Origin of the sequence: Colwellia sp. 5_MG-2023 (genome assembly GCF_030547795.1) — a bacterium.
Taxonomy (GTDB): domain Bacteria; phylum Pseudomonadota; class Gammaproteobacteria; order Enterobacterales; family Alteromonadaceae; genus Colwellia.
Genome location: NZ_JAUOPW010000002.1, coordinates 220,163 through 243,293, shown reverse-complemented (window position 1 = coordinate 243,293; position 23,131 = coordinate 220,163). Strand labels below are relative to the sequence as shown.

Here is a 23,131-nt window from a genome sequence, read left to right as displayed (position 1 = left end):
ACTAAGTTTACTTTTTGAATTTGGTAGGCGATAAGCCAAAGTATTGTGAAAATTTCCGGCTAAATGTTGAGGGCTCTTTATAACCGATCTTTTCACCAATAATGTGTAATGGGTAATCTGTGTGGGTAAGCAAAGCTTGGGCTTTTTCCATCCGAAGTTTTGTTACATACTTCATTACGCTCATACCTGTTTGTTGCTTAAATATTTTTTTGAACTGTGTCTCACTTAGAAAAGCTGATTCGGCCAAACGCTTTATTTTAAGGTGATCAGCAATATTATTTTCTATAAAGGATATTGCCATACCAATGCGATTGTCTACTTTTGGCAATAACGCTTGTTCTGCCAGTAGTAAACTAAATAATTCGAACATTGCCTGCTCTAGTTGGGCATTAACTGTGTTTTCTAGTTGGTTTTCAATAAAAGTTAAGTAACTTCTAAGCGATGTATTAATTGTAAAAACCAGGCATTGTGAAGATGAAATATTAAACGGGAGGCTTTCCATGTCTACGACTACAAATCGAGCTTCACTATCGGCTGTGAACAAGTGTTCTTCGTTGGCTTTAACTACGACACACTCACTGGGTGCAACTTTACCACTGAAGTTACCTACAGATATGTTTATCACGCCCCGTAAAGGTAAAACCAATTGATGAAAAGAATGTGAATGCAGGGTTGGTTTTGTACTGTACGAACGAATGGATAATAAGTTTTTCATAATAGTAAATAATGTACGGTCTATTTTATCCTTATTGCAGTTATACATAGTAGAGTAATAGATAATAAAGGGAAGGATTAGTTTTTATCTATAATTGATGGTCCAGTTAATTCATTTTTGTTTTTTGTTGAGACTTCAGTAAAATAGTGAGTCTTTAATAGCTCGGTAAAGGTTAGCGATGAAACGCGTTGTTTTATATATTTCAGATAAATGTCCTCATTGTCGTGAAGCGAAAAAGTATTTAGATGATAATGGCATTAAATACCGATTGACCAATGCAAAAATGCAACGTGGTAGAAAAGAGCTTGATGCTATTGGTGCTCGCTCTGTTCCGGCACTAAAAATTGGCAATGAAGTAATGATTGGTTGGAATTTAGCAAATTTTAAGAAAATTTATGGTGCTGGTTAATACGCAATATTAGATAATTGAGTAATCAATACGAATATAGTTATTGATTACTCTTTAAGCTTATTAGTTATAGCCCTAGCTCAGTCAAACTAGGAAAATCATCTGGGCGAATTTTACCTTGCCAGGTAAATAAACGATCTTTTTCTTCAATAGCTAAATCGTTAATACAAGCATAACGATTTTTCATTAAGCCAAATTCATCAAATTCCCAGTTTTCATTGCCATATGCACGAAACCATTGACCTTCCGAATTTTTATACTCATAAGCGTAACGAACGGCAATACGGTTTTCGGTAAAAGCCCAAAGCTCTTTAATTAATTTATAGTCTATTTCTTTTTGCCATTTTTCAGTTAAGAACTCGACAATTTCATCTCTGCCATTAACAAAACTTGAACGGTTTCTCCATTGACTGTCTACGGTATAAGCCAAAGATACTTTTTGTGGATCTTTATTGTTCCAACCATTTTCTGCAGCTCTTACTTTTTCTACTGCGCTTTTTGCTGTAAATGGTGGTAAAGGTGGGCGTGTATTTTCCATACTAACTCCAATGATTGATTTAATTTGCTTTAATAACCCAATAAACAATGTCGCGAAGTATACAGACTTGTCTACCTGGTTGAGTCATAGTAGACAAGTCTGTATACTTGTGCAATATTTTATTTATCACCAAGTTAATTAGTTAGTTAACTACTTCATTCACAGTAAGAATCTAAAATGAAACAAATAGATAAGCGTCAACAACTAGTAAATACTGCGTTAAAGTTATTTTATAAAAAAGGTATTCATGCGGTAGGAATTAATGAAATTTTGGTAGAATCAGGTGTTGCTAAAAAAACCTTATATCATCACTTTACCAGTAAAGAAGCGTTAATTCAGGCTTGTATTGCTGAGCGAGATCACAGCTTTATGACATGGTTTATCCAAAAGTGTAATGATAACAGCTCAACTGAAATCTTTATTAAGCAAGTATTTGATGCGTTAGATGAGTGGATTAATGATAAATCAGTGGAGTTAGGGTCATTCAGTGGCTGTTTTTTTGTCAATTCTGCAGCAGAATATAGCGATCATCAAAATGAAATCAAAAAATTATGTTTGCAGCACAAAACACATATTAAGCATTTTTTCGAACAACAACTTGAACCATTAATACCCGATAAGAATCAGCTTAATTCGCTGGTAGGGTTATTATTGTTACTCAAAGAGGGTTGTATTAATTGCGCACATGTAATGGGAGACAAACAATCTGCTTTAAAAGCAAAGGCGCTCGCGTTAGTTTTTTAAGGGTTAATCTTTCCAGCGCTGCTTTATTTCAATAACTTTATCTAATTGCTGTATAAATAAGTCGACCAATTCAGGGTCAAAGTGTTTGCCCTTTTGCGCTTGAATAAATTCGACCGCTTTTTCTACTGACCAGGCCTCTTTGTATGGACGAACGCTAGTTAACGCGTCAAATACATCAGCTAAGGCAACAATACGGCCAGAACGTGGGATATCTGTGCCTTTTAATTGATTGGGATAACCAGTACCATCCCACTTTTCGTGATGAGTCATTGAGACTATTTTAGCGAGTTCAATTAGATCTGAATCCGACTCACCTAAAATTTCAGCGCCAATTTCAGGATGCTTTTTCATTATCTCAAACTCTTCCTCGGTAAGCTTACCTGGTTTGAGCATGATGCTATCTGGAATACCAATTTTACCAATATCGTGCATTGGTGCCGCATGGAATAAGTTGTCAGCTTCTTTTTCTGTATAACCGTAAGCGAGGGCTATTATTCTTGAGTAATGGCTCATGCGCATAACATGCATGCCAGTTTCGTTATCTTTGTATTCGGATGCACGGCCTAAACGTTGTATTACTTGTAGTCTGGTGCGCTTTAGCTCTTCTGCATCAACTAGTGATAAGTGTGTTTTTACGCGTGCTCTTACGACAGGCGGGCTAACAGGTTTGGCAATGTAGTCTACAGCACCTAGGTTAAGACCTTTTGCTTCGTCTTCAGTGTCGTTTAATGCCGTCACAAAAATGATAGGAATTGATTTATATGAAGGATCACCTTTAAGGGTTTCACAGACTTCATAACCGGTCATTCCTGGCATCATAACGTCGAGTAAAATTAAATCGGGTTTGTCTTTTTTAATTAAACGTAAAGCCTCTTCGCCACTTTTAGCGAAAGTAAGCTTATAAGTATCACTAAGAATATTATTTAATACTTTTAAATTAGTCGGTTCGTCGTCTACCACTAATACATTTTGTTTGCATAATTCCATGTTCTTTCTCTGTAAAATAATTTAAATGGCCGACTTCAAGGTATCGCTTAATACGCTGATTCGATTAGCCGCGACTTCAAAATCAAAGTCATTGCAGGCTGAAATTATGTCTTTTATTTCCTTTGAGTGGGTTGAAGACATGCTTTCTAATGCTTCTAGTAAGCTCTCGTCAAACTCATTGTGTTGTACATGTTGTTCAAGTTGCAATAGCATTGTGTAAAGTTCTTGCAGGGAAACTTCTTCACCACCTGAATCGGTTATTGCATTATTTGCTGTCCCCATTTTATTAGAACAGTCAATTAATGAATTAATTTCAAGCTGAATAGCGTCTGTTGCTGTAGCCGCTTCCTCAGTTAATTCATGTAGACTTGCTTGTTCTAAGTCACTAAACATGGTCATTAACCGATTAAGGGCTAAGTTACCGGTAACTCCTTTGTACTTGTGAGCAATCGCTTTTAGTGCCGGCCAATCGCTGTTATTACGTAGTAGTGTTAGTGCTGCAATATCTTCTTCCGATTGCTGAAGGAAACGTATTATTTCATTAAATAGGGTAGTTTTATTGCCCCATAAAGCAATGCCTTTATCTAAATCAACTCTCAACTGCTCAGTAGGAATAACAACGGCTGGTTCAGGCATTATGTTTTCTGAGTCGAGCGTACGTGCTATTTCGCTGATAAGCTGATTTACATCGATTGGTTTGTTGGCAAAACCATTCATATCTGCTTCTACAGCCGATCTTTTATCTTGCGGCAATACACTGGCAGTTAAGGCAATAATTGGGAGTTTTGGTAAATCATTTGCTTGCTCAAATTCACGTCGTTTTATCGAGGCTGTTAGTCCGTCCATGACAGGCATTTGTATATCCATTAGCACTACATCAAAACAGTCGTTTTCCATTTTCAATAGTGCTTGTTCGCCATTACGCGCAACAGATACAGTATGATGGTGACGTTTTAGCACTAAGCTTAATAGGTCTATATTCTGCTCAATATCATCAACTACCAATATGCTAAGTGGTGGTAATTCAGCATGTGCTTGAACAACTTGTTTTTTAGCTGAAGCTTTAACTACTTTAATTGGAATACTAAACTCAAAGGTTGACCCTTGACCTTCCTCACTTTGTGCTGAAATGGTACCACCCATTAATTCGACAAGTTGTTTACTGATTGTTGTTCCTAAACCTGTACCACCAAAGCGACGACTCATTGATTCATCTGCTTGAGCAAAGGCATCAAAGATTGTTGCTAACTGTGGCGGTGTCATACCAATACCTGTATCTGTGATTGAAAAATGTAGCGTATCGGGCTTGGTATTGTGGATATCAATAGTAATGCTGCCTTGTTCAGTAAACTTAATTGAGTTACCGACAAGATTAGTTAACACTTGTCTTATTCTATCTGGTACACCGTTGTAAAAACGTTGCGCAGTTTTGTCGATATTTAGGTTAATAGCCAAGCCTTTATTTTGTGCTTGTAACCATAATGTTGATACAACAGAATCTACTTCTTCTACTAATGAAAAGTCTCTATATTCTAATTGAAATTTACCTTTGTCTAATTTAGCGCTATCGAGCACATCATTGAGAATATGTAATAGTGATTTCGCTGACTGATTGATGGTATTTAGGTGCTTACGATGACTTTGTTCAAGCTCTTCATCTAACAAAATATCACTGAAGCCTATAATGGCGTTCATGGGGGTGCGAATTTCATGACTCATGTTGGCTAGGAATGCCGAACGTGTTGCGGCTGCTTGTTCAGCTTTTTCTTTCGAGGCAACAAGGGCTGATTCCATAGTTTTACGTTCGGTAATATCCATGATGAAGCCGTCAAAATACACGTCGTTAGTTACTTCGTCTTTGATGGTTCTGCCATAAGCTAAGACCCATTTTTCTTTTTTATATCGGTCAATAACTCTGATTTCAACTTGAAATCCTTCAGGGTGATATAAGTTAGTATCTTCAATGATCTTCATATCATCTGGGTGTACAAAATCGCCCACACGGCACTTAGGCTCAGGTAGTAAAAAATCTTGTGCGGGGTAACCTAGCAAGTTTTCTATTTCGTCATTAATAAAAAGGCTTGGCCAGTGAATATCATCTTTATTACGATAGACAACACCAGGAATGTTCGATACTAATGAGCGTAATTTAGCTTCTTCTTGACGTAATTTATTTTCCATCGATTTGCGTTCACGTAAGTCGGAAATAAAGGCTACGAACATGTGTTGATTGTTAAGTTCGACATGCCCAATACCGAGTCGCATAGGAATAAGTTCACCACTTTTGGTTAGTGCTTCAACTTCTCGTCCAGAGCCAATAATTTTTTTCTCACGTGTTTTTATATAATTATCAATATAACTATCGTGATGAGCTTGATCAGGCATAGGCACAACCATTTTTACATTTTGCCCTATCATCTCTTCTCTAGACCAACCTAACAACGTTGATACCGCATTGTTGACGCTAATAATTATTCCTTTTTCATCTATTGTGATTATGCCATCAATCGCGGTATCCATTGTCGCAATTAGGCGACGTTCATTATTTGCTGCAATGAGTGTTTGGTCTTTGTAGCGCATGATTAAATTTGCTGCGAGCACTGAGAAAATGATAGTTAAAGTAATCGCGGTGATGATCATCGCAAGATAAATAGACACTTCGCTAGTTTGCTTAGAAAGCTCAAAACCAGGTGGTAATACAAAGCGAGCCGCAGCCATACCAGTATAATGCATACTCGAAATTGCAGCGCCCATAACGAAGCTTGAAATGATGGTTTTTATGTAATTATTTAACCAGTGAATTTTAGTGTTTTTTAAGCCAAACCTAATCCATAAAGCTAGAGTTGCTAGCGCTACTGCAACTAAAATAGAGATAGCAAATATAGTGAAGTTGTAGCGTAATAATGGCGCCATTTCCATCGCCGCCATACCAACATAGTGCATGGTTCCAATACCGGAACCCACTAATACACCACCTAAAGCTAACTGCTGAAATTTTACTTCATCACGAATAATAATATTCAGTGCTATCCATGAGGCGGCAATGGCTGGAATGAGGGATAAAACAGTCAGGTTAAATTGATAGGAAACCGTGGTACAGAGCTCTACTGCTAGCATACCAATAAAGTGCATTGACCAAATACCCGCACCTAAGGCAAAGCTACCAATGAATAATGAAAAATGTTTTCGACGTGGGTTGGCATTGGCTGCTTGTGCAGCCACTTGAAACCCCATAAAGGAGGCAATAATAGCGATAGACACAGATAGAATAACTAGCCATGGATTAAACGACGTGGTAACAAAAAGATTGTAATCGTCATATAGAAAGAGCTCAGTAATTTGGTTTGGCATATATGTTTGACTCAACTAGGGAAAAATACAGAGATATCTCTAGATTACCAAGAATTCATTGTCGTTAATAAAGGGGCAATTTTAAATGGCACTGACCTATAACTAACAAGGTTATATCATTGGAATATGATGATTTCGATACTGTTATTTAAATAATGGTTTTTTTGTACGCTTTTTGCAAGTTTTTTGGCATGAAATTGTGAAAGCGCTTACTCGTAAGAAGTAAGTATCGGCAGGTGGTAAGACTTCTTTAGCTCTTTAGGCAATAAAAAATGAGCAATTAGCGATATCTATCTATAGTATTGATTATTCATTGATTAATAACTGAGAGTGACATCAGTTTTGCTATAGATTTTATTATCGCTATATTAAATATTCTATTTATTCTTAGGCTCGTTTATTGTAATTGACATGAAATACTGAACTTTTTATTAGTGCCTGAAAGCATACTGATGTGCCCGTAATCAGCCTTGGTATGCCATTCGTAGGTGATGTTGTTGCTAGATTTATTAATATAGCGAGCGCCAGAGGCAGATACTGCTTGGTAAAAATGTAATGCTTTTTTATCAACCTTAAGCTCAGACAGACTAATGTCTATGGTTGCTTCAGTCCCGTTTTTTGAATACAGCACTTTTATTAAACCTTTATCTGTACAACTAAAAATATAGGACTTAGTCGCTATATCCTTAGGCAGGCTAAGGGTCTTTACTGTACATGCACAAAGCAAAAAAACGAGGGTGGAAATGATAAATGTTTGTTTCATGGTTTTGTTCATTTTTATTATTGCATATTCACTTAAACAGCTTGTCCGCAAGCTACACCACTAGCCCAACAAAATTGGAAGTTATAGCCACCTAAGAATCCAGTGACATCAATGACTTCACCAATAAAAAATAAGCCGGCGCAATGCTTTGCTTCAAAGGTCTTTGACGAGAGTTCGTCAGTGTTCACACCGCCTAAGGTAACTTCTGCTGTTCTATAACCTTCCGTGCCATTCGGTTTTATTTGCCAGTGATGCAAGTACTTACTTAGCGCGTTAATATCAGCATGACTGAGTTGGTTGATAGCTTTGTCAGTAATTATTGTGGCGCAGATATCGTCTTGCATTATTACTTCTACGAAGCGTTTAGGCAGTATCGTCGCCAGTAAATTTTTAACAGATTTTTGCGCTTGGTGTTCACGCCAATCGTTAATGGTATCTGTTAGTTGTTGGTTGGGCAGTAAATCAATTGTAATGGCTTGGCCTGCCCGCCAAAAGGATGAAATTTGTAATATTGCAGGGCCAGATAAACCGCGGTGTGTGAAGAGAATGTTTTCTCTAAAACTGGTGCCATCTTCGCTAGTAACGTTACAGTCAATACTGATGCCAGATAAGCCATCAAAGCGTTTTTTGTCATGTTCATGTAAGGTGAATGGCACTAAGGCTGCCGTAGTTGGTAATACGTTTAAACCAAATTGTTCAGCAATTTTGTAGCCAATGGGTGAAGCACCCAGTTTTGGCATTGTTAAACCGCCTGAGGCCACAACTAAAGATTGGCATTGGTATTCTTTGTCTGACGTTTTTACTAAATAGGTTTTATCGTCATTTTGGCTAACAGAGAGTACTTCAGTACGTAAATTTAGGGTAACACCTGCCCATTCGCATTCTGTAAGCAATACATTAACAATGTCTTGAGCGCTATCATCACAAAAAAGTTGTCCTAAGGTTTTATGATGATAGTTAACGCCATGACGATCGACTAACTCAATAAAATCATCAGCACTATAACGGCTTAAAGCTGATTTAACAAAATGAGGATTTTGGCATATATAATTGCTTGGTGTTGTATTTTGATTGGTAAAATTACAACGGCCACCACCGCTGATTAAAATTTTTCGGCCAGCTTTTTTACCCATATCAACTACGGTAACGGTGCGACCACGGTATCCAGCACTAGCAGCACACATTAAGCCAGCCGCACCAGCGCCAATAATTAAAACATCAGTATGGGTTATAGTCATTTTTAAACTTGCTATTTTAGGGGATATATTTCGATGAAGAAGGGCGATAATAGCACAGAAATGCCATTCTGCGCTGTTCTTGTGTCGTCAGTTTATTGGTGATAAATTAATGGCTAATGACGAAGTTTGGCAAAAGTTATTGAATTTTAATTACATTTTAGTGCATGCCTTGTTTCTTGCCTTTTTGAAAAAACTCAATAGGAATGTTAGATGAATATAAAAACCTTGTATAAAGTTAGTTTGTTGCCGCTTGTTATTGTTGCTAGCCACTCATTGGCGAGTGATATTTCTACAACAACATCAACTGGCCCAGTGGATAATGAACAACTTCATAAAATAGCCAGTGAAGTATCTGCGAATCGTATTGAACAAGATATTAAAAAATTAGTAGGTTTTGGTACTCGCCATACTTTGTCGGAAACAGAGTCAACTACTAGAGGTATTGGCGCAGCACGTCGGTGGATTAAATCTGAGTTTGATAAAATCTCTGCCGAATGTGGTGGGTGTCTTACGGTTTACTATCAATCTGAAACCATTAGCGGTGAAAAGCGGATTCCAGATCCTACTGAGGTTGTGAGTGTTATTGCTATTCAAAAAGGTGTGTCTGATCCTAACCGTTATGTAGTTATGTCGGGTGATATTGATTCTAGAGTGTCTGATGTGATGAATTTTACTTCAGATTCTCCCGGTGCTAATGATAATGCATCAGGCTTAGCTGGAACGATTGAAGCTGCGCGAGTACTGTCGAAATATAAATTTCAGGGGAGTATTATTTATGCTGCTTTAGCGGGCGAAGAGCAAGGGTTATTTGGCGGACAAATAATGGCCAAGCAAGCGCTGAAAGATGGCTGGCGAATTAAAGCTGTTTTAAATAATGACATGATTGGCAATATTGAAGGTGTTAATGGTGTTATAAACAATACGACTGCCCGTATTTTTTCTGAAGGAACTCGCCCAACAGAAACGGCTAGTGAAGCTAAAAGTAGACGATTTACGGGTGGCGAAGTTGACTCACCTAGTCGTAATTTAGCACGTTATATAGATCGTATTGCCGATCAATACATTCCTAATTTAGATACCATGATGATTTACCGATTAGACCGATTTGGCCGCGGAGGACACCATAGACCGTTTAATCAAGTGGGTTTTCCGGCAATAAGAATTATGGAAACTAACGAAAATTATAACCGTCAACATCAAGACTTACGTACTGAAAATGGTATTGTTTATGGTGATACGCTTGATGGCGTTAATTTTGAATATGCGGCAAAATTAACGTCGCTTAACGCTGTTTCTTTAGCCTCAATGGCGATGGCACCAACCCCTCCGGCAGATGTTAAAATAGCGGGTACGGTAAAGCCGGATACAACACTTTCTTGGTCGCTGCCATTAGCTTCAGAAAATCCGCAACTTGTTGGTTTTAAAATTTACTGGCGTTTTACTGATGCTTCACAGTGGCAATTTAGCCGATTCGTGGGTAACGTAAATGAATTTACGTTAAAAAATGTTGTCATTGATAATTATTTCTTTGGTGTGGCGAGTGTTGCTGCAGACGGAACAGAAAGTCCGGTTGTTTTCCCTGGTGCAGCAGGTAGCTTTGGCGACTAGATTGAATAGCTAACTATTTCAAATGTAAAATAATGTTGTTCATGCCAGTCATAGATTTTTTTTTGTAGTAAAACGTGTAAAATGCAGGAAAAGAATTTAATAAATGTAACGGAGTAGGTATATGTTGGCAGCTACAATGGTTGAAAAGCTAAACGAACAAATAAATTTAGAGTTTTTTTCATCGAACCTTTATTTACAAATGAGTGCTTGGTGTGAAGATCGAGGTTTTGAAGGTGCTGCTGAATTTATGCAAAAGCATGCTGATGAAGAAATGGGCCACATGAAACGTTTATTTACTTACGTAAGTGAAACGGGCGCTTTACCTATTATTGGGACTATTGAAGCGCCTAAAGTTGATTTTGACTCGTTAGGTGACGTGTTTCGTGAAACTTATGAACATGAACAATTAGTGACTAAGGCGATTAATGAACTAGCGCACACTGCTTTTACTTCACAAGACTATTCAACATTTAACTTTTTACAGTGGTATGTTTCAGAGCAACATGAAGAAGAAAAGTTGTTCAAAGGCATTTTAGATAAAATAGATATGGTTGGCGAAGATGGTAAAGCTTTATTCTTTATTGACAAAGATTTAGCTGAGCTTGCTAAAGGTGCAGCGCCAAGTATTATGCAAACAGCTTAATAAAGCGCAGTAATCCTTAAATATGCTTTTCTTTAGACGTTGAAGCAGTGGTTTACCACGTTCAACGTCATCATTTTATTATTTACTATAATCACATCATTAAAACACAATTAATTGAAATCTATTTCTGTATTTTTTGCGTATATTAATCACTGTTTTTGTTTTCAAGAGGTTTTTTTCATGCGTTTAGTCATTGGTATAAGCGGCTCAAGTGGTGTGATTTACGGCATTCGCTTATTAGAAATGCTTAAAAAAATTGAGGGGGTAGAAACGCATTTAGTGATGAGCTCATATGCGCGACTTAATATTAGCATTGAAACAGAGCATTCGCTTAAATATGTTGAAGATTTAGCTGATGTTGTGCATAACAATAAGAATCAAGCTGCAAATATTTCTAGTGGTTCATTTAAAGTTGACGGTATGATCGTCGCACCATGTTCGATGAAAACACTCTCAGCCATTGTTAATTCTTATGCGGATAGTTTAATAGTGCGCGCAGCGGATGTAACACTGAAAGAGCGACGGAAATTAGTGTTAATGCCTAGAGAAGTGCCTTTGCATACAGGTCACTGCAAGCTAATGTATGAAGCTTCTCAATTGGGCGCTATTATCGCTCCCCCTATGCCAGCGTTTTATAATAAACCACAAACGGTAGATGATATTATTAACCATAGTGTGTCAAGGGTGCTTGATTTGTTTGATATCGACACAGGTACAACTAAGCGTTGGGCAGGGCAAAAGTCTTAATACGGGATCTTTTACAGCATAACATATGGGATTCTGAGTCAAGCTCAGAATGACGAAACTGCTCTGAAGGATAGGAGCTTCTTATCATGACGGAAGTTTCTCAGCGTGGCTATGTTAGTTTAGGCTAATGGGCTTTAGCTCGGTTAATGAAGGTCCATTATGTTTGGCTAGTAGCATTTCAACTCTCGCTAAAGGCAAAGGTTTATAAAAATAGTAGCCTTGAAATACATGACAACCTAACTCTATTAATGTTGATGCTTGTGATTCAGTTTCTACACCTTCTGCAACAACCGATAATCCCATCACTGAAGCTAAGTGAATAATGGCAGAGCAAATCTCACGATCTTCATCAATATCGCTGCATTCCTGTACGAAAGAACGATCAATTTTCAGGGTGTCTATCGGTAATCGTTTAAGGTAATTTAATGACGAATACCCAGTACCAAAATCATCAATTGATATGGTAACACCAAGTTTTTTGATATCTGAAAGTACACTGACACATTGCTCAATATCATGTATTAATACATGTTCAGTAATTTCAATATCTAACCATTTCCCCTGAATATTATTTTTCTTTAACTGTTGTTCTAGGTAGTGTAAGAAGTTTTCTGAAAGTATATGTCTCTCTGAAATATTAACCGATAAGGGAACAATATTAAGTCCTTCTGATAACCACTTACGCTGTTGTTCTATTGCGGTTTAAAGAACAAACTCACCGAGTTCATTTATCAAATTACTTTCTTCAGCAATGGAAATAAAGTCAGAAGGAAGAATTTCACCTTTTTCAGGATGTTCCCATCGAATAAGGGCTTCTAAACCAATGATATTGTCGGCGTTGATACTAATTTTTGGCTGATAAACTAGGGTAAATTGATTTTTTTCAATACCTTGTTTAATTTCATGCTCATAGTTAAGAGTTTTAGCCGCTTCTTTACCCATACGTTTATCATAAACTTTATAAGTATCTCGGCCGTCATCTTTAGCTTTATACATTGCAATATCAGCATTTTGAATTAAGTCATCTGCGTTGATTAGGCCTTTGGATGATATAGCAACACCAATACTAGTTTGAATTTCATAGCCTTTATTATTGATTTCAATGGGTGTTCTCATTTTTTCCAATATTTGTTTAGCTTTGTTCCTAATAATATTGTCATCAAGTTTGCCTGTTACAATAAAGATAAATTCATCGCCACCCCAACGTGAAATAATGTCGTTGTCTCTAGAGACATCATTTAAACGACGAGCGACCTCACATAATAATTTATCACCAGCCTTATGGCCTAATGTGTCATTAATTTTTTTAAATTTGTCTAAATCTAAAAAATATAAACCGACATCTAGATTATTTTTTTGTGAAACTTTAATGGCAATGGAAAGCTCTTTCATCATATGAGCGCGATTGGATAAGCCCGTTAACGGGTCTTTATAAGCTAAAAATTGTAACCGTGATTTAAGCTTTAAATCTTTAGCTATGTCACGAATGTGCAGGGTATATTCTGTTTTATATTTATTACCTAATTTGGCGCTTGTTATGGTTATTTCTGCAGGAAAAACTTCATTAGTAGCGCGTTTAATTTCCATTGTGGTTCGTCGATTTAGTATTAAGCCTTCAGGAGTGGTGAAGGCATGTTCAATACTATCAACTACTCTTTGTTTATCTTTATCTAAAACAAAAAGATCGGCAAAACGCTCGCCTTTAACGTGTTTTTTTAATGCGCCTAGTGTGCGTTCAGCAGAAGGGTTAAATTCGATGATCAAGCCACGCCAATCAATAATGATAATACAATCCATAGAAGAGTCTAAAATGGAGCTTTTACGCTTTTCACTCACTTTAAATTGTCCTATTGCTTCATCGCGACTTGTCATTTCACTGCTTACGCGCTGAATTACTTGATTATACTTACTGGCTATTTGTCCTACTTCGGTGAAGGGTTCTTCTTTGACGGGGCTGGTAAAATCTCCTTTGCTCTGTTGGTGTTCCATATCAGTCAGCAGATCGATTAATTCTGTACTGGCTTTATGTTCAGTAATATTTAATCCTTTGCTTTCATCTGCTAACGAAACTCTTAAAGGAGAATAAAAGTTGATTATTCGAATTAAGGCATAACTTAGCGTAAAGCTATATAAACCAATAACAACAATACCAATAGCTTGCGCAAGTAATTGTGCACCAATACTTAACTCAGTATCTCCAAACAAAGCGACGGCTAAAGTCCCCCAAATACCAGCGAAAAGATGAGCAGGAACAACCCCTAGAGCATCATCTATTTCTAATTTTTCAAACCATAAATTGCCCTGGTACATAATAATGCTGCCAATAACGGCAATGAATGCAGCTTCAGCAGGTTCAACAATATGACATGCAGCGGTCACTGAAACTAACCCAGCAATAATACCGTTTAAGGTAATACTAATATTAAGATATTTATCACGGTAATAACTAATAGCTGTTACCGTAAGTCCTCCCCATACTGCGGCAAGCATAGTATTTAATATGATTTTTGGCACACTCTCATCAAATGTTAATGTGCTACCGCCATTAAAGCCGAACCAACCAAACCAAATAAGAAAAACACCAAAAGCAGCCATGGGTATATTATTGCCAGAAGGGAATAAGTGACCTTTAGTAAAACGACCTGTACGTGGACCAATAACTAATATTGCGGCTAATGCCACCCAACCACCAACAGAATGAACGACTGTAGAGCCGGCAAAATCAATAAAGCCTAATGCCTCTAACCAGCCGGTATTTTTATCATTAAATGCGCTTGCCCATGCCCAATGACCAATAATAGGGTAAATGATAGTACTCAAAATTACGGTAATGTAGGCATAACCAATAAATGTCATACGCTCTGCTACTGCACCAGAGGTTAAAGTTGCTGCTGTTCCGCAAAACATAAGTTGAAAAAGAAAAAATGCAATCTGAAAAGCAGTATGCTCGCTACTAAAAACAAAGCCGCTTAAACCAATAATACCCATGAATGAATCACCAAACATGAAGCCAAAACCAATTAACCAAAATACAGAGGCGGATAAAATAAAATCAATAATGTTTTTTGCCGCGACATTGATATTATTTTTACTACGGGTGCGACCACTCTCTAAGCAGAGAAAACCTGCTTGCATAGCAAAAACAAATAAGGCAGATATTATCAGCCATAGATTATCAATCATAATATTCCCTTTGTAGTCAGTAACTTTTTATCATAGGGCACAGCGCTATGACTAAATAATTCGGGATGTGGCAATACTTTACGTCGAATCAAAGTATTTTATTTTCACTGTTCTGTTATGGTTAATTAGAACGTTTTGTATTGTGGATAAGGCTGACCAGAGCGTGAAAACCTGGTTACAGTCTACCTTTGCTTTCTCCTTATGACGCCCTATCGCTTAGTCGTAATAGAAATTTTGTTGGAGTTAGTTGGTGAGCAAACAACATATAACCTTATATTTTATGAGTGCTCTCTATGCACTATTTATAGAAAAAGCAATAACAGTGCCATATTTATAAGAGAGATAAAAAACATAAAAGATATGCTTTAAAGCAACTACTTAATTCTGTTTTCTGCTCTTTATTTGAGTGGCAGCAGACAATTTCGTCTAATGCCAAACTTTTATTAATGAGTAACATTAGGCAAACTTTACAAGTTTAGTCGTAGAGTGTTTGTGCTCTAAAATTGAGCGTAATGTATAGTTTTGGTGCACTAAGTTATAATTGTCGAGGCTCAGATATTGTTGTGTAGTGACTTGATATGAAATAATTTTATAAGTAAATATTTTGAGTTGATGCACGAATTTAAGCAAGCGATGCAGCTAAAGCACCAATTAATAGATAAAATTGTTTAGCTGTCGCTGTTAAGTGCGAAAGGGTTCTGTTTTTACCACGAACCCTGTAGTCTATTTATTATTCATAATCGGTAGCGTAAGTTTCTTCATATGAGTGTGAGTAAAGCTCAAATAAATTACCAAATGGGTCTTCGAGGTAAACCATTTTAGCCTGTTTGCTATCATCTTCTGGGTGGTATCGCATAATGTCCATTCTCACTTTGCCACCAAATTTTACTGTACGCTCAATCACACTTTGAAAGTCATCACTTTGCAGACAAAAGTGAAAAATTCCCAGTCGAGTAAAATCAACTTCATGACGTTCCTGTCGGTCTTTCATTTCAAATAGCTCTACGCCAATGCCATCAGTTGTTACTAGATGAGCAATGTTAAAGCCTTTGAATCCCTCACCAAAAACAGCAATACACATTTTACCGATAGCCGTTTCACGCTCCTCAAGCACTTTAGTATTATTCATTACAATTTTCAGCTCAAGTGCCTTTGTGTAGAACTCAACAGCCTTATCCATGTCGCCAACCATAATGCCTACGTGATTCATTTTCATCATTTACTCCAAACGTTGTTGTTTATGCGTTACTTAATTTGATAGCGTTATTTTATGATAGGAGGTTTATTATTTAAAATTATCAATTATAATCAAAATGATAATTTTAAATAATGGTGTTTAAGATGCTAAACCCAACTTGGTTGAAGACCTTTGTGACGCTTATTGATACTGGTCACTTTACTAAAACTGCTGATAAGCTATTTATGACACAGCCCGGTGTTAGCCAACACATAAATAAGCTTGAAAAGGCTTGTGGTCAGGCTCTTATTCAGCGAGATAAAAAAAGCTTCGATCTGACCGAGCAAGGGTTATTGGTTTATCAATACGCTGAACAGCTAGTAAAAAATGAACACGAATTACTAGAGCAACTCGGTTTTGATAATCCCTTTGTTGGCCATTGTCGATTAGCTTGCTCAGGTGCGCTGGCTTTGATGCTTTATCCCAAATTATTGGAGATACAAGTAGCACATTCACAGCTGATTGTTCAGTTAAAAGCTGCTCCTAACCATCAAATATTACATGAAATACAAAATGGAATAACTGATCTAGGTATTGTCACCGATGTGCCAAATAGTAGTTTATTCGATATACAAGAAATAGGTCGTGAACAGCTGTGTTTAGTGTTGCCTGCTAATGTTGAAATTGAAGATGATAGTGGTGACTTGTTAACCAAGCTTGGCCTTATTAATCACCCCGATGCCAAACATTATTTATCTTTGTATTTTGAACAAAGTCACGAATCAGATTTTAGTCACTTGAGTATTGAGCAGCTCCCTGTGACCGGTTATGTTAATCAAATTAGCCAAATATTAGAGCCTGTAGCGAAAGGGTTAGGTTTTACCGTATTGCCTAAAAGCGCCGTTGATATGTTCCAAGAGCCTCAGCGTTTAAAGGTATTTCAGCCTCAAAAACCCGTAATAGAAACCCTATACAGGGTAAAAAAGAGAAATAGAGTGTTACCCGCCCGTTTTGAAACCATGATATCAACACTACAAGGGCACTTTGATAACTTGTCTTGTTGAATATTTAGATTTTTAACTAGCTAAACAATAAGATATTAATATAGTTTTATTAAAAACCATGACATTAATATTACGAAGAGGCAGCTATATTAAATGGCTAGTTATATCGGGTGTTGTAGTAAATAACCGATAAATACAGGAAAATTGTCTTTTTTCCTTGTTAGTCGTTATTATATTTTATTCAAGCTCTGACACTTAAATTAATAGCGAAGTATAGGGATAAACTTTATGTATGTTAATAAAGCTATTACAGTACAAAGAACCTTTAGGTTTCCTCAAGTAACTACTGCATTTAAAGTGATTTTTTTCTTATTCTTATGTGTGGCTTTATCGTTAGCTTTTTTAGTGTATAAAAGCGACAATATTGAAGAAGAGCAAACTTTAGCTATTATTTCTAAGCCGAAAATCAATGATATTTACTTCTTAGACTTTAGGTTGTTAAGTGACAAATTGCGACCTAATGAAAAATATAGAATTGCCAAGGTAGTCGATATTACTGGTGATATAATCACCTTGCTTTATGGTCGTTTTTTCTATCAATATCAGAATGCAGCAGTTAATAGTATTCAATATGGGCAATTAAGATATAAAGATTATTTTGAGTCTAAAAGATATGATATCCCGCTTAGTACAATTAAAACTATGTATAGTAATCAAGCTATTTATTTAGCCAAAAGACCGATAAGAAATAGGTTGTTTGGTAACTTCGTCAGCCCAGATAAGCCAAAAGAAACAAATAATTATTTAATTTATGGCAAAGAAGAAAATAGTAAAGGTGAAGCCTTCTTAATAGAACAGTTTAGCGAAACTAATTTAAAAACTGCTTTTGAGTTTTTTCAGGATTCATCTAAGTTGGGGTATGCGAAAGGGCAGGTTAACCTTGCAGAAATGTATATCAATGGACAGCATGTTGAAAAGGACTTTAATCAAGCCCTTTATTGGCTCAAGCAAGCATCGTTACAAAGTTATAAACCTGCAATTTTAAAATATGGAATAATTTGCAAGCAGATTGAGTCATGTAACATTGTTGACTTTTATCAAGAATTAACGGCTTCTGGTGTTAATATCAAGGTAAGAAAACTAGACTTTAAACTTAGTCAATAAAGTCTAAATTGTCATTTTAAAAGTCATACAATACGTGGTTTTTGTCTTTATCGCTTGCTACTTTATATTTAATGTAAATGCTGTGACTTGTATTCACTTACATAGTGTTGTAATTGTTGCAAATAATCCTCTTTGGTAGCGTCATCTATCCAAGCTACTTTAAATGCGTTACTTACGAGTGTAATTATTTGCTCTTGAGAGAATTTTCCTTCTTTTTGAAGTTCAATCAGGTTCTCATTTAAATAAGCTCTAAAATAGGCTGGATCATCTGAATTAATGGTGACTAACATTTCTTTGGCCAGCATTTGATGTATTTCATCAGAAGTGAGTGATTGCACAACAAATTGGTTCGATACTGGACACACGGTTAGTCCTAAGTCTTTTTCTTTAATGAGCTCAGATAATTCATTGCTTTCTAAAGAGTTAATTCCATGATCAATACGGTCAACCTGTACTTCATTAATACATTGCTTAATATGTACTAATGTATTTTTTTGATTAACATCGCAGTGCATTGTGAGCTTTAAACCCCATTTTTTTGCTTCAGAAAATACTTCATAAAATTTACTTGGTGGGTTATTTCTTTCATCAGAATCTAAACCGACACCAACTAACCAATCTAGATGTGGTTTTGCTAATACTAAATGCTGCATAGCGGATTCAGCACTCATATCGCGTAAAAAGCACATAATTAACTGACTTTTAATGCCTAAGTTTTTCTCAGCATCAACTTGCGCTTTGTGGATACCGGTAATAATTGTCTCAAAGCTTATCCCTCTCACGGTATGTGCTTGTGGATCGAAGAATATCTCAACATATAAGATTTCTTGGCTTCTCGCTTTACTTAAATATTGATATGTCAATTGATAGAAGTCATCTTCTTCTATCAGCACATTCATGCCTGCGTAATAAATGGCTAAAAAAGAAGGCAGATCATTAAAATCGTAAGCAGCAACTAACTCATCAGGCGTTTTATAACTTAATTTGACATCATTTTTCTTGGCCAGTGCAAAGCTTAATTCTGGCTCAAGTGTACCCTCAATGTGTACGTGTAATTCAGCTTTTGGCATGTTTTCAATAAAACGTTGCATGTAATCATTACTCTCTATTCATTTAATTAGTAATGAATAAGCAAACATGATACCAACAGCGCAGCGCTTTAGTTACTAGTATAGCTAGTTTATATTGGTGATTAGTGTGAGAATAAATGCACTAAAAAAGAGTACACGCACTGTGTTAGTGCGATATTTAGGACTAATGTTTAACAGAAATATTTGTCGCTATAACCATAGACTGATGTAACCATACAGTGACAAATAAATTCAATTAAAACGCACGACAAGTTAATCATGTAATAAAATTAAATGATTAAGGGGGAGCTTCAAGTGATTAAATTTATACTTTGGTTTCTAGCCAAAAGCTGACGTTAGCTTTTGTTAAACCATGATCATGTTTAGAGTAATATTAACAGGGATTCTCTGCTCGCTTGTGAGACTGGTTTAAGGCCATTTGAAAATGCTCCTTAGTTAGTGTAATTGGTATTATTGGTTAAACCTAAAATTTTCACATAAAAAATGCCAGTCAAGTTCATTGACTGGCATTTTAGTACTATGATAAATATTATTTACAACAATGGTAAGTACTTATATCAATAATAATCATAAACTTTATTTTTGATAATCAACCTTTTTAGCAACCGTTGCAGCATCTTGAATAACTATTTGATTAGCTAACGTTGCGAAAGGCTTATCTTGATATTTAGTGCCACGTAACTGCACATTCACGCGTGCAGCATTAGGGTTAGCCAATGTAGCTTTATAGAAATTTTTAATATCAGTTAAACTAACGCTTTTTACTTGCTCAATTAATTTAGCTTTTGAGTCATAGTTCCAGTTCTCTTTTTCCCAATCTGAAAACATAGGTGAAATTTCTTGATATAAATTTTTAGGCGCTTGTGTAAGACTCACTAATACGCCATCTTTAATTTTATCAAAGCTCTCTTGCGTTAAAGCATCAAGCAATACTTTATATTCAACATTAAATCTATCGAAGCGCGCTTGTGCTGCCGTTAAATCTAGCACTGGTGACTGTATATAAAGCCCAATACCTGCGTAGTTATCCATCGCCATATCAGTAGCTCCTACCGCATAACCAAGTTGCTCTTCAGTACGTAACTGATTAGAAGCTTCAAAAGTAAAGTGATTAGCTAACACTTTTGCTGTCGCAAGTGATCGGTACCCTGCTTTTGCATGAAAATACACATCAAGTAAAGCAATATCTGCTGCAGCAATATCTTGTTGGTAGCTTAATACTTGCCCTGATTTTGGTTTCAAATACACGTTTTTAGCATAACTTGTGGTTTTTTTATCCGTGCCTAAAGCCTTACTAACAAGTACTGCTACTTGTTTTAAATCTTTTTGACTGTAATTACCAAAAGCAAAAATTCTTGGTTGGTTGTTTTTAGTTACTTGAGCAACTATTTTATTAAAATCAGTTAACATCATAACATTAGCCGCTTCAATTAATGCGCTATTTTCAAATTGATCTTTCCTAACTACTTTAGTGAAAGCACCACCAATTTGACGAACAGCAAACTGCTTTTGAATGTTAGCAATATCGCGCATATAACGATCTTTTGCTTGTAAGAAACTTTGCTCATCAACATTTGGCGTCAAATCTGTTAATAAGCTATTTAATAACGTACTTTGTTTGTCAGTAAAACCATCAACAAATAATGTCATGCCTTTACCTGCTGAGGCTTTAGTACTAATACCTGCAGCTTGCGCTTCAGACATTAACAAGCTTTGCTTTAAATTATAAACGTCTTGCCAAATAGCTAATGCTACTTGCGTATTTATATTAGCAATGGCTTCACCGCTATTAATATCAACTTTGATAATACCTTTAGGCTGTTCAGCGAATAACTGACTTGGGTAATGCCAAATTTTCACACCATTATGCTCAACTTTTAATTCAGGTTTTTGTTGGTTTGAATTTTGTGGTTTTATATCGAAATTTTCAGGTAATAAGCGATTTACTAACGGTAAAGAAAGTACTGTAGTTACGTTGTTTTTCCAGCTAGCTATTTCATCAGCGCCAATATCTTCAATACGATATTCACCTTGATAAAAGTGTTGTTTTTCAGTTACTTTTTCATTTTTACTCACATACCAAATACGTAATGTTTCTGGCGTTAATTGACTGAGTACATTTTCAATAGCTTGTGCGTCAAATTGCCCGTAATAATAAGGCGCATTAATCGCATAATTGGTTGAGTAATCTTGCATGCTATCAACCAAATTAGCGACATAGTTAAATTCATCACCTTTCTCTAAAAAGCGGAATTCGTTATCTAAAGCTGTTTTTATTTCTTTATAGTATTTTTCATCAACACCTTTCGCTTTTATTAGGTCAATGTATTGCATAATCATAGCTACTATTTCATCACGATTTGCCATACCATCATCTGTTAAATCTAATGTGATACTGAATTCACCATAATTACCGTAATGATTGGCAGAAGCGCCTGCATCTAATGAACTTATCCAACCTTTAGCTTTTAAAATTTGTGCTGGTGTACCCGGCATATCTGAGCCAAGCAAATATGAAATAAAATGATTAGGTTTAACGGTAAACTGACTCATATTATTAGCAATGGTAAAGTCTAATTTTAGTTGCTTAATATCTTGATTCGGTTTGAAATAAACTTTTTTACTACCTACTTTAGTAAAGTCTAGTGTTTGTTTAATTTCTGGTTTTTCAATATTTTTATCAATTATACTACTAAAGTGCTTAGTTGCTAAGGCTTCCATTTCATCTAATGGTAAGTTACTGACCATTGAAACTTTCATAATATTTGATGAATAGTATTTATTATAAAAATCGACAGTTTCTTTATGTAAGTTACTATTTTCTTTATCAGATAGCGTTTCTAAATTACCAATTAAAAATCGGTTAGCTGCATGTTCACCCATCATGCTACGTGACAATTTAAACTGTGCAAAAAAGTCTAACTCACCACGCATAGACCATTCTGAATTAACCGCATTACGCTCTTTGTCTGTATATTCAGGGTAAAACTTTGGTGATTTGAAAAAGTCAGAAAACCTATCAAGAGTTTCATCAAAAGCGTTATTATTCACCTTAAACATATAGTTGGTATAAGTTAACCATGTTGACGCATTTAAAGTTCCGCCATTCTCTTTGAGAAACTCAGAATACTCACTAGTTTCAGGGTATTTTTCAGTACCCAAAAATAGTAAGTGCTCAAGGTAATGCGCTAAACCTTGCTGTTCCATAGGGTCTTGTAATAAGCCTACACCAACATTTAATGCTGCTGCTGATTTTTTAGTTGTAGGGTCTGAAACCAATATCACTTCAATGTTATTACTTAGCTTAACGGTACGATAATCTCGTTGATCATTAGGGCTTACTGCAAGGTTTGTTAATGGCGCTAATACTGTAGTTGCTGCATTATTTTGCGTAGAAGGTGTTTGAGAACACGCGGTCATCATAACAAGCGCAATAGCACTGAGTGTGAATGTTTTTTTCATGTTTTTTTCCCTTGAAATATGAATAAATCAAGCTAACTATAGTATTGCTATTTAGCGTACCATTTACTTATTTGTTGTTAGCTTGAATAATTTGACTGATTATAATTATGTTAACAACCGCTATTTTACCAAAAAGATTGACTAAGTCGCTTACCAAAGCATTAGGATTCTATTCATCACTAAAATAAAAAACAACCCTTTGAAAATAAACAGTAAAAACAAACAAGCACAATAAAAACAGTGAATATTGACATCATAGAAGTAAACCTTATCAAAAGCTTATAATTCAATAACATTTCGAATTAAC

16 protein-coding genes and 1 pseudogene are annotated in these 23,131 nt (G+C 36.0%); 7 read left to right on the top strand and 10 right to left on the bottom strand.

What is annotated here, in order from left to right:
• Positions 1 to 7: 7 nt before the first annotated feature.
• On the bottom strand, positions 8 to 715 hold the full coding sequence (locus tag Q4496_RS02590) for an AraC family transcriptional regulator (protein WP_215971729.1): 708 nt from the start codon (positions 713 to 715) through the stop codon (positions 8 to 10).
• A gap of 178 nt (positions 716 to 893) precedes the next feature.
• Between Q4496_RS02590 and Q4496_RS02585 the strand changes: the two genes are divergently transcribed.
• On the top strand, positions 894 to 1,124 hold the full coding sequence (locus tag Q4496_RS02585) for a glutaredoxin family protein (protein ID WP_215971730.1): 231 nt from the start codon (positions 894 to 896) through the stop codon (positions 1,122 to 1,124).
• Positions 1,125 to 1,191: 67 nt separating this feature from the next.
• Here the strand turns inward: Q4496_RS02585 and Q4496_RS02580 are convergent, their stop codons facing one another.
• Positions 1,192 to 1,662: a nuclear transport factor 2 family protein gene (locus tag Q4496_RS02580; RefSeq protein ID WP_303609887.1), complete on the bottom strand. Its 471-nt coding sequence runs from the start codon at positions 1,660 to 1,662 to the stop codon at positions 1,192 to 1,194.
• Between the two features lie 177 nt (positions 1,663 to 1,839).
• Here Q4496_RS02580 and Q4496_RS02575 point away from each other — a divergent pair, with 177 nt between their 5' ends.
• Complete coding sequence (locus Q4496_RS02575) at positions 1,840 to 2,406, top strand: TetR/AcrR family transcriptional regulator (RefSeq protein ID WP_215971732.1); 567 nt, start codon at positions 1,840 to 1,842, stop codon at positions 2,404 to 2,406.
• Between the two features lie 3 nt (positions 2,407 to 2,409).
• Here Q4496_RS02575 and Q4496_RS02570 read toward each other — a convergent pair whose 3' ends face one another.
• The 4 genes from Q4496_RS02570 to Q4496_RS02555 form a co-directional block, all read right to left on the bottom strand.
• Positions 2,410 to 3,393 carry a two-component system response regulator gene (locus Q4496_RS02570; RefSeq protein WP_215971733.1) on the bottom strand — a complete coding sequence of 328 codons (984 nt, stop codon included), beginning with the start codon at positions 3,391 to 3,393 and terminating at the stop codon, positions 2,410 to 2,412.
• 21 nt (positions 3,394 to 3,414) lie between these two features.
• Positions 3,415 to 6,744, bottom strand: a complete 3,330-nt coding sequence (locus tag Q4496_RS02565) for an MHYT domain-containing protein (RefSeq protein ID WP_303609886.1) — start codon at positions 6,742 to 6,744, stop codon at positions 3,415 to 3,417.
• A gap of 397 nt (positions 6,745 to 7,141) precedes the next feature.
• Positions 7,142 to 7,507, bottom strand: a complete 366-nt coding sequence (locus tag Q4496_RS02560) for an MliC family protein (RefSeq protein WP_215971735.1) — start codon at positions 7,505 to 7,507, stop codon at positions 7,142 to 7,144.
• A gap of 32 nt (positions 7,508 to 7,539) precedes the next feature.
• Positions 7,540 to 8,739, bottom strand: a complete 1,200-nt coding sequence (locus Q4496_RS02555; RefSeq protein ID WP_215971898.1) for an NAD(P)/FAD-dependent oxidoreductase — start codon at positions 8,737 to 8,739, stop codon at positions 7,540 to 7,542.
• 216 nt (positions 8,740 to 8,955) lie between these two features.
• Here Q4496_RS02555 and Q4496_RS02550 point away from each other — a divergent pair, with 216 nt between their 5' ends.
• The 3 genes from Q4496_RS02550 (at position 8,956) to Q4496_RS02540 (ending at position 11,743) form a co-directional block, all read left to right on the top strand.
• Positions 8,956 to 10,353, top strand: a complete 1,398-nt coding sequence (locus Q4496_RS02550; protein ID WP_303609885.1) for a M28 family metallopeptidase — start codon at positions 8,956 to 8,958, stop codon at positions 10,351 to 10,353.
• Positions 10,354 to 10,474: 121 nt separating this feature from the next.
• The gene (gene ftnA / locus Q4496_RS02545; RefSeq protein WP_215971737.1) at positions 10,475 to 10,996 is read left to right on the top strand and encodes a non-heme ferritin; all 522 of its coding nucleotides are present in this window, start codon (positions 10,475 to 10,477) and stop codon (positions 10,994 to 10,996) included.
• 180 nt (positions 10,997 to 11,176) lie between these two features.
• Positions 11,177 to 11,743 (top strand): UbiX family flavin prenyltransferase, encoded by a 567-nt coding sequence (locus Q4496_RS02540; RefSeq protein WP_303609884.1) that lies wholly within the window; start codon positions 11,177 to 11,179, stop codon positions 11,741 to 11,743.
• Between the two features lie 114 nt (positions 11,744 to 11,857).
• Here the strand turns inward: Q4496_RS02540 and amt are convergent.
• Positions 11,858 to 14,926, bottom strand: a pseudogene (gene amt, locus Q4496_RS02535) (ammonium transporter).
• Positions 14,927 to 15,656: 730 nt separating this feature from the next.
• Entirely contained in the window at positions 15,657 to 16,142 is a 486-nt protein-coding gene (locus tag Q4496_RS02530) for a VOC family protein (protein ID WP_215971740.1), read from the bottom strand.
• 125 nt (positions 16,143 to 16,267) lie between these two features.
• Here Q4496_RS02530 and Q4496_RS02525 point away from each other — a divergent pair, with 125 nt between their 5' ends.
• Both Q4496_RS02525 and Q4496_RS02520 read left to right on the top strand, forming a co-directional pair.
• On the top strand, positions 16,268 to 17,167 hold the full coding sequence (locus Q4496_RS02525) for a LysR family transcriptional regulator (protein WP_215971741.1): 900 nt from the start codon (positions 16,268 to 16,270) through the stop codon (positions 17,165 to 17,167).
• Positions 17,168 to 17,395: 228 nt separating this feature from the next.
• Positions 17,396 to 18,271 carry a tetratricopeptide repeat protein gene (locus Q4496_RS02520; protein ID WP_303609883.1) on the top strand — a complete coding sequence of 292 codons (876 nt, stop codon included), beginning with the start codon at positions 17,396 to 17,398 and terminating at the stop codon, positions 18,269 to 18,271.
• Positions 18,272 to 18,339: 68 nt separating this feature from the next.
• On the opposite strand, the gene add is transcribed toward Q4496_RS02520, so the two are convergent.
• Both add and Q4496_RS02510 read right to left on the bottom strand, forming a co-directional pair.
• Positions 18,340 to 19,362 (bottom strand): adenosine deaminase, encoded by a 1,023-nt coding sequence (gene add / locus Q4496_RS02515; RefSeq protein WP_303609882.1) that lies wholly within the window; start codon positions 19,360 to 19,362, stop codon positions 18,340 to 18,342.
• 576 nt (positions 19,363 to 19,938) lie between these two features.
• Positions 19,939 to 22,824, bottom strand: coding sequence for an insulinase family protein (locus tag Q4496_RS02510; protein WP_303609881.1), 2,886 nt, complete (start codon positions 22,822 to 22,824; stop codon positions 19,939 to 19,941).
• Positions 22,825 to 23,131: the final 307 nt, after the last annotated feature.

Excerpts from the sequence above, each read along its gene's own strand:
- Q4496_RS02590 (WP_215971729.1), bottom strand. The coding sequence starts at position 715 with ATGAAAAACTTATTATCCATTCGTTCGTACAGTACAAAACCAACCCTG.
- Q4496_RS02585 (WP_215971730.1), top strand. The coding sequence starts at position 894 with ATGAAACGCGTTGTTTTATATATTTCAGATAAATGTCCTCATTGTCGT.
- Q4496_RS02580 (WP_303609887.1), bottom strand. The coding sequence starts at position 1,662 with ATGGAAAATACACGCCCACCTTTACCACCATTTACAGCAAAAAGCGCA.
- Q4496_RS02575 (WP_215971732.1), top strand. The coding sequence starts at position 1,840 with ATGAAACAAATAGATAAGCGTCAACAACTAGTAAATACTGCGTTAAAG.
- Q4496_RS02570 (WP_215971733.1), bottom strand. The coding sequence starts at position 3,393 with ATGGAATTATGCAAACAAAATGTATTAGTGGTAGACGACGAACCGACT.
- Q4496_RS02565 (WP_303609886.1), bottom strand. The coding sequence starts at position 6,744 with ATGCCAAACCAAATTACTGAGCTCTTTCTATATGACGATTACAATCTT.
- Q4496_RS02560 (WP_215971735.1), bottom strand. The coding sequence starts at position 7,507 with ATGAAACAAACATTTATCATTTCCACCCTCGTTTTTTTGCTTTGTGCA.
- Q4496_RS02550 (WP_303609885.1), top strand. The coding sequence starts at position 8,956 with ATGAATATAAAAACCTTGTATAAAGTTAGTTTGTTGCCGCTTGTTATT.
- ftnA (WP_215971737.1), top strand. The coding sequence starts at position 10,475 with ATGTTGGCAGCTACAATGGTTGAAAAGCTAAACGAACAAATAAATTTA.
- Q4496_RS02540 (WP_303609884.1), top strand. The coding sequence starts at position 11,177 with ATGCGTTTAGTCATTGGTATAAGCGGCTCAAGTGGTGTGATTTACGGC.
- Q4496_RS02530 (WP_215971740.1), bottom strand. The coding sequence starts at position 16,142 with ATGAAAATGAATCACGTAGGCATTATGGTTGGCGACATGGATAAGGCT.
- Q4496_RS02525 (WP_215971741.1), top strand. The coding sequence starts at position 16,268 with ATGCTAAACCCAACTTGGTTGAAGACCTTTGTGACGCTTATTGATACT.
- Q4496_RS02520 (WP_303609883.1), top strand. The coding sequence starts at position 17,396 with ATGTATGTTAATAAAGCTATTACAGTACAAAGAACCTTTAGGTTTCCT.
- add (WP_303609882.1), bottom strand. The coding sequence starts at position 19,362 with ATGCAACGTTTTATTGAAAACATGCCAAAAGCTGAATTACACGTACAC.
- Q4496_RS02510 (WP_303609881.1), bottom strand. The coding sequence starts at position 22,824 with ATGAAAAAAACATTCACACTCAGTGCTATTGCGCTTGTTATGATGACC.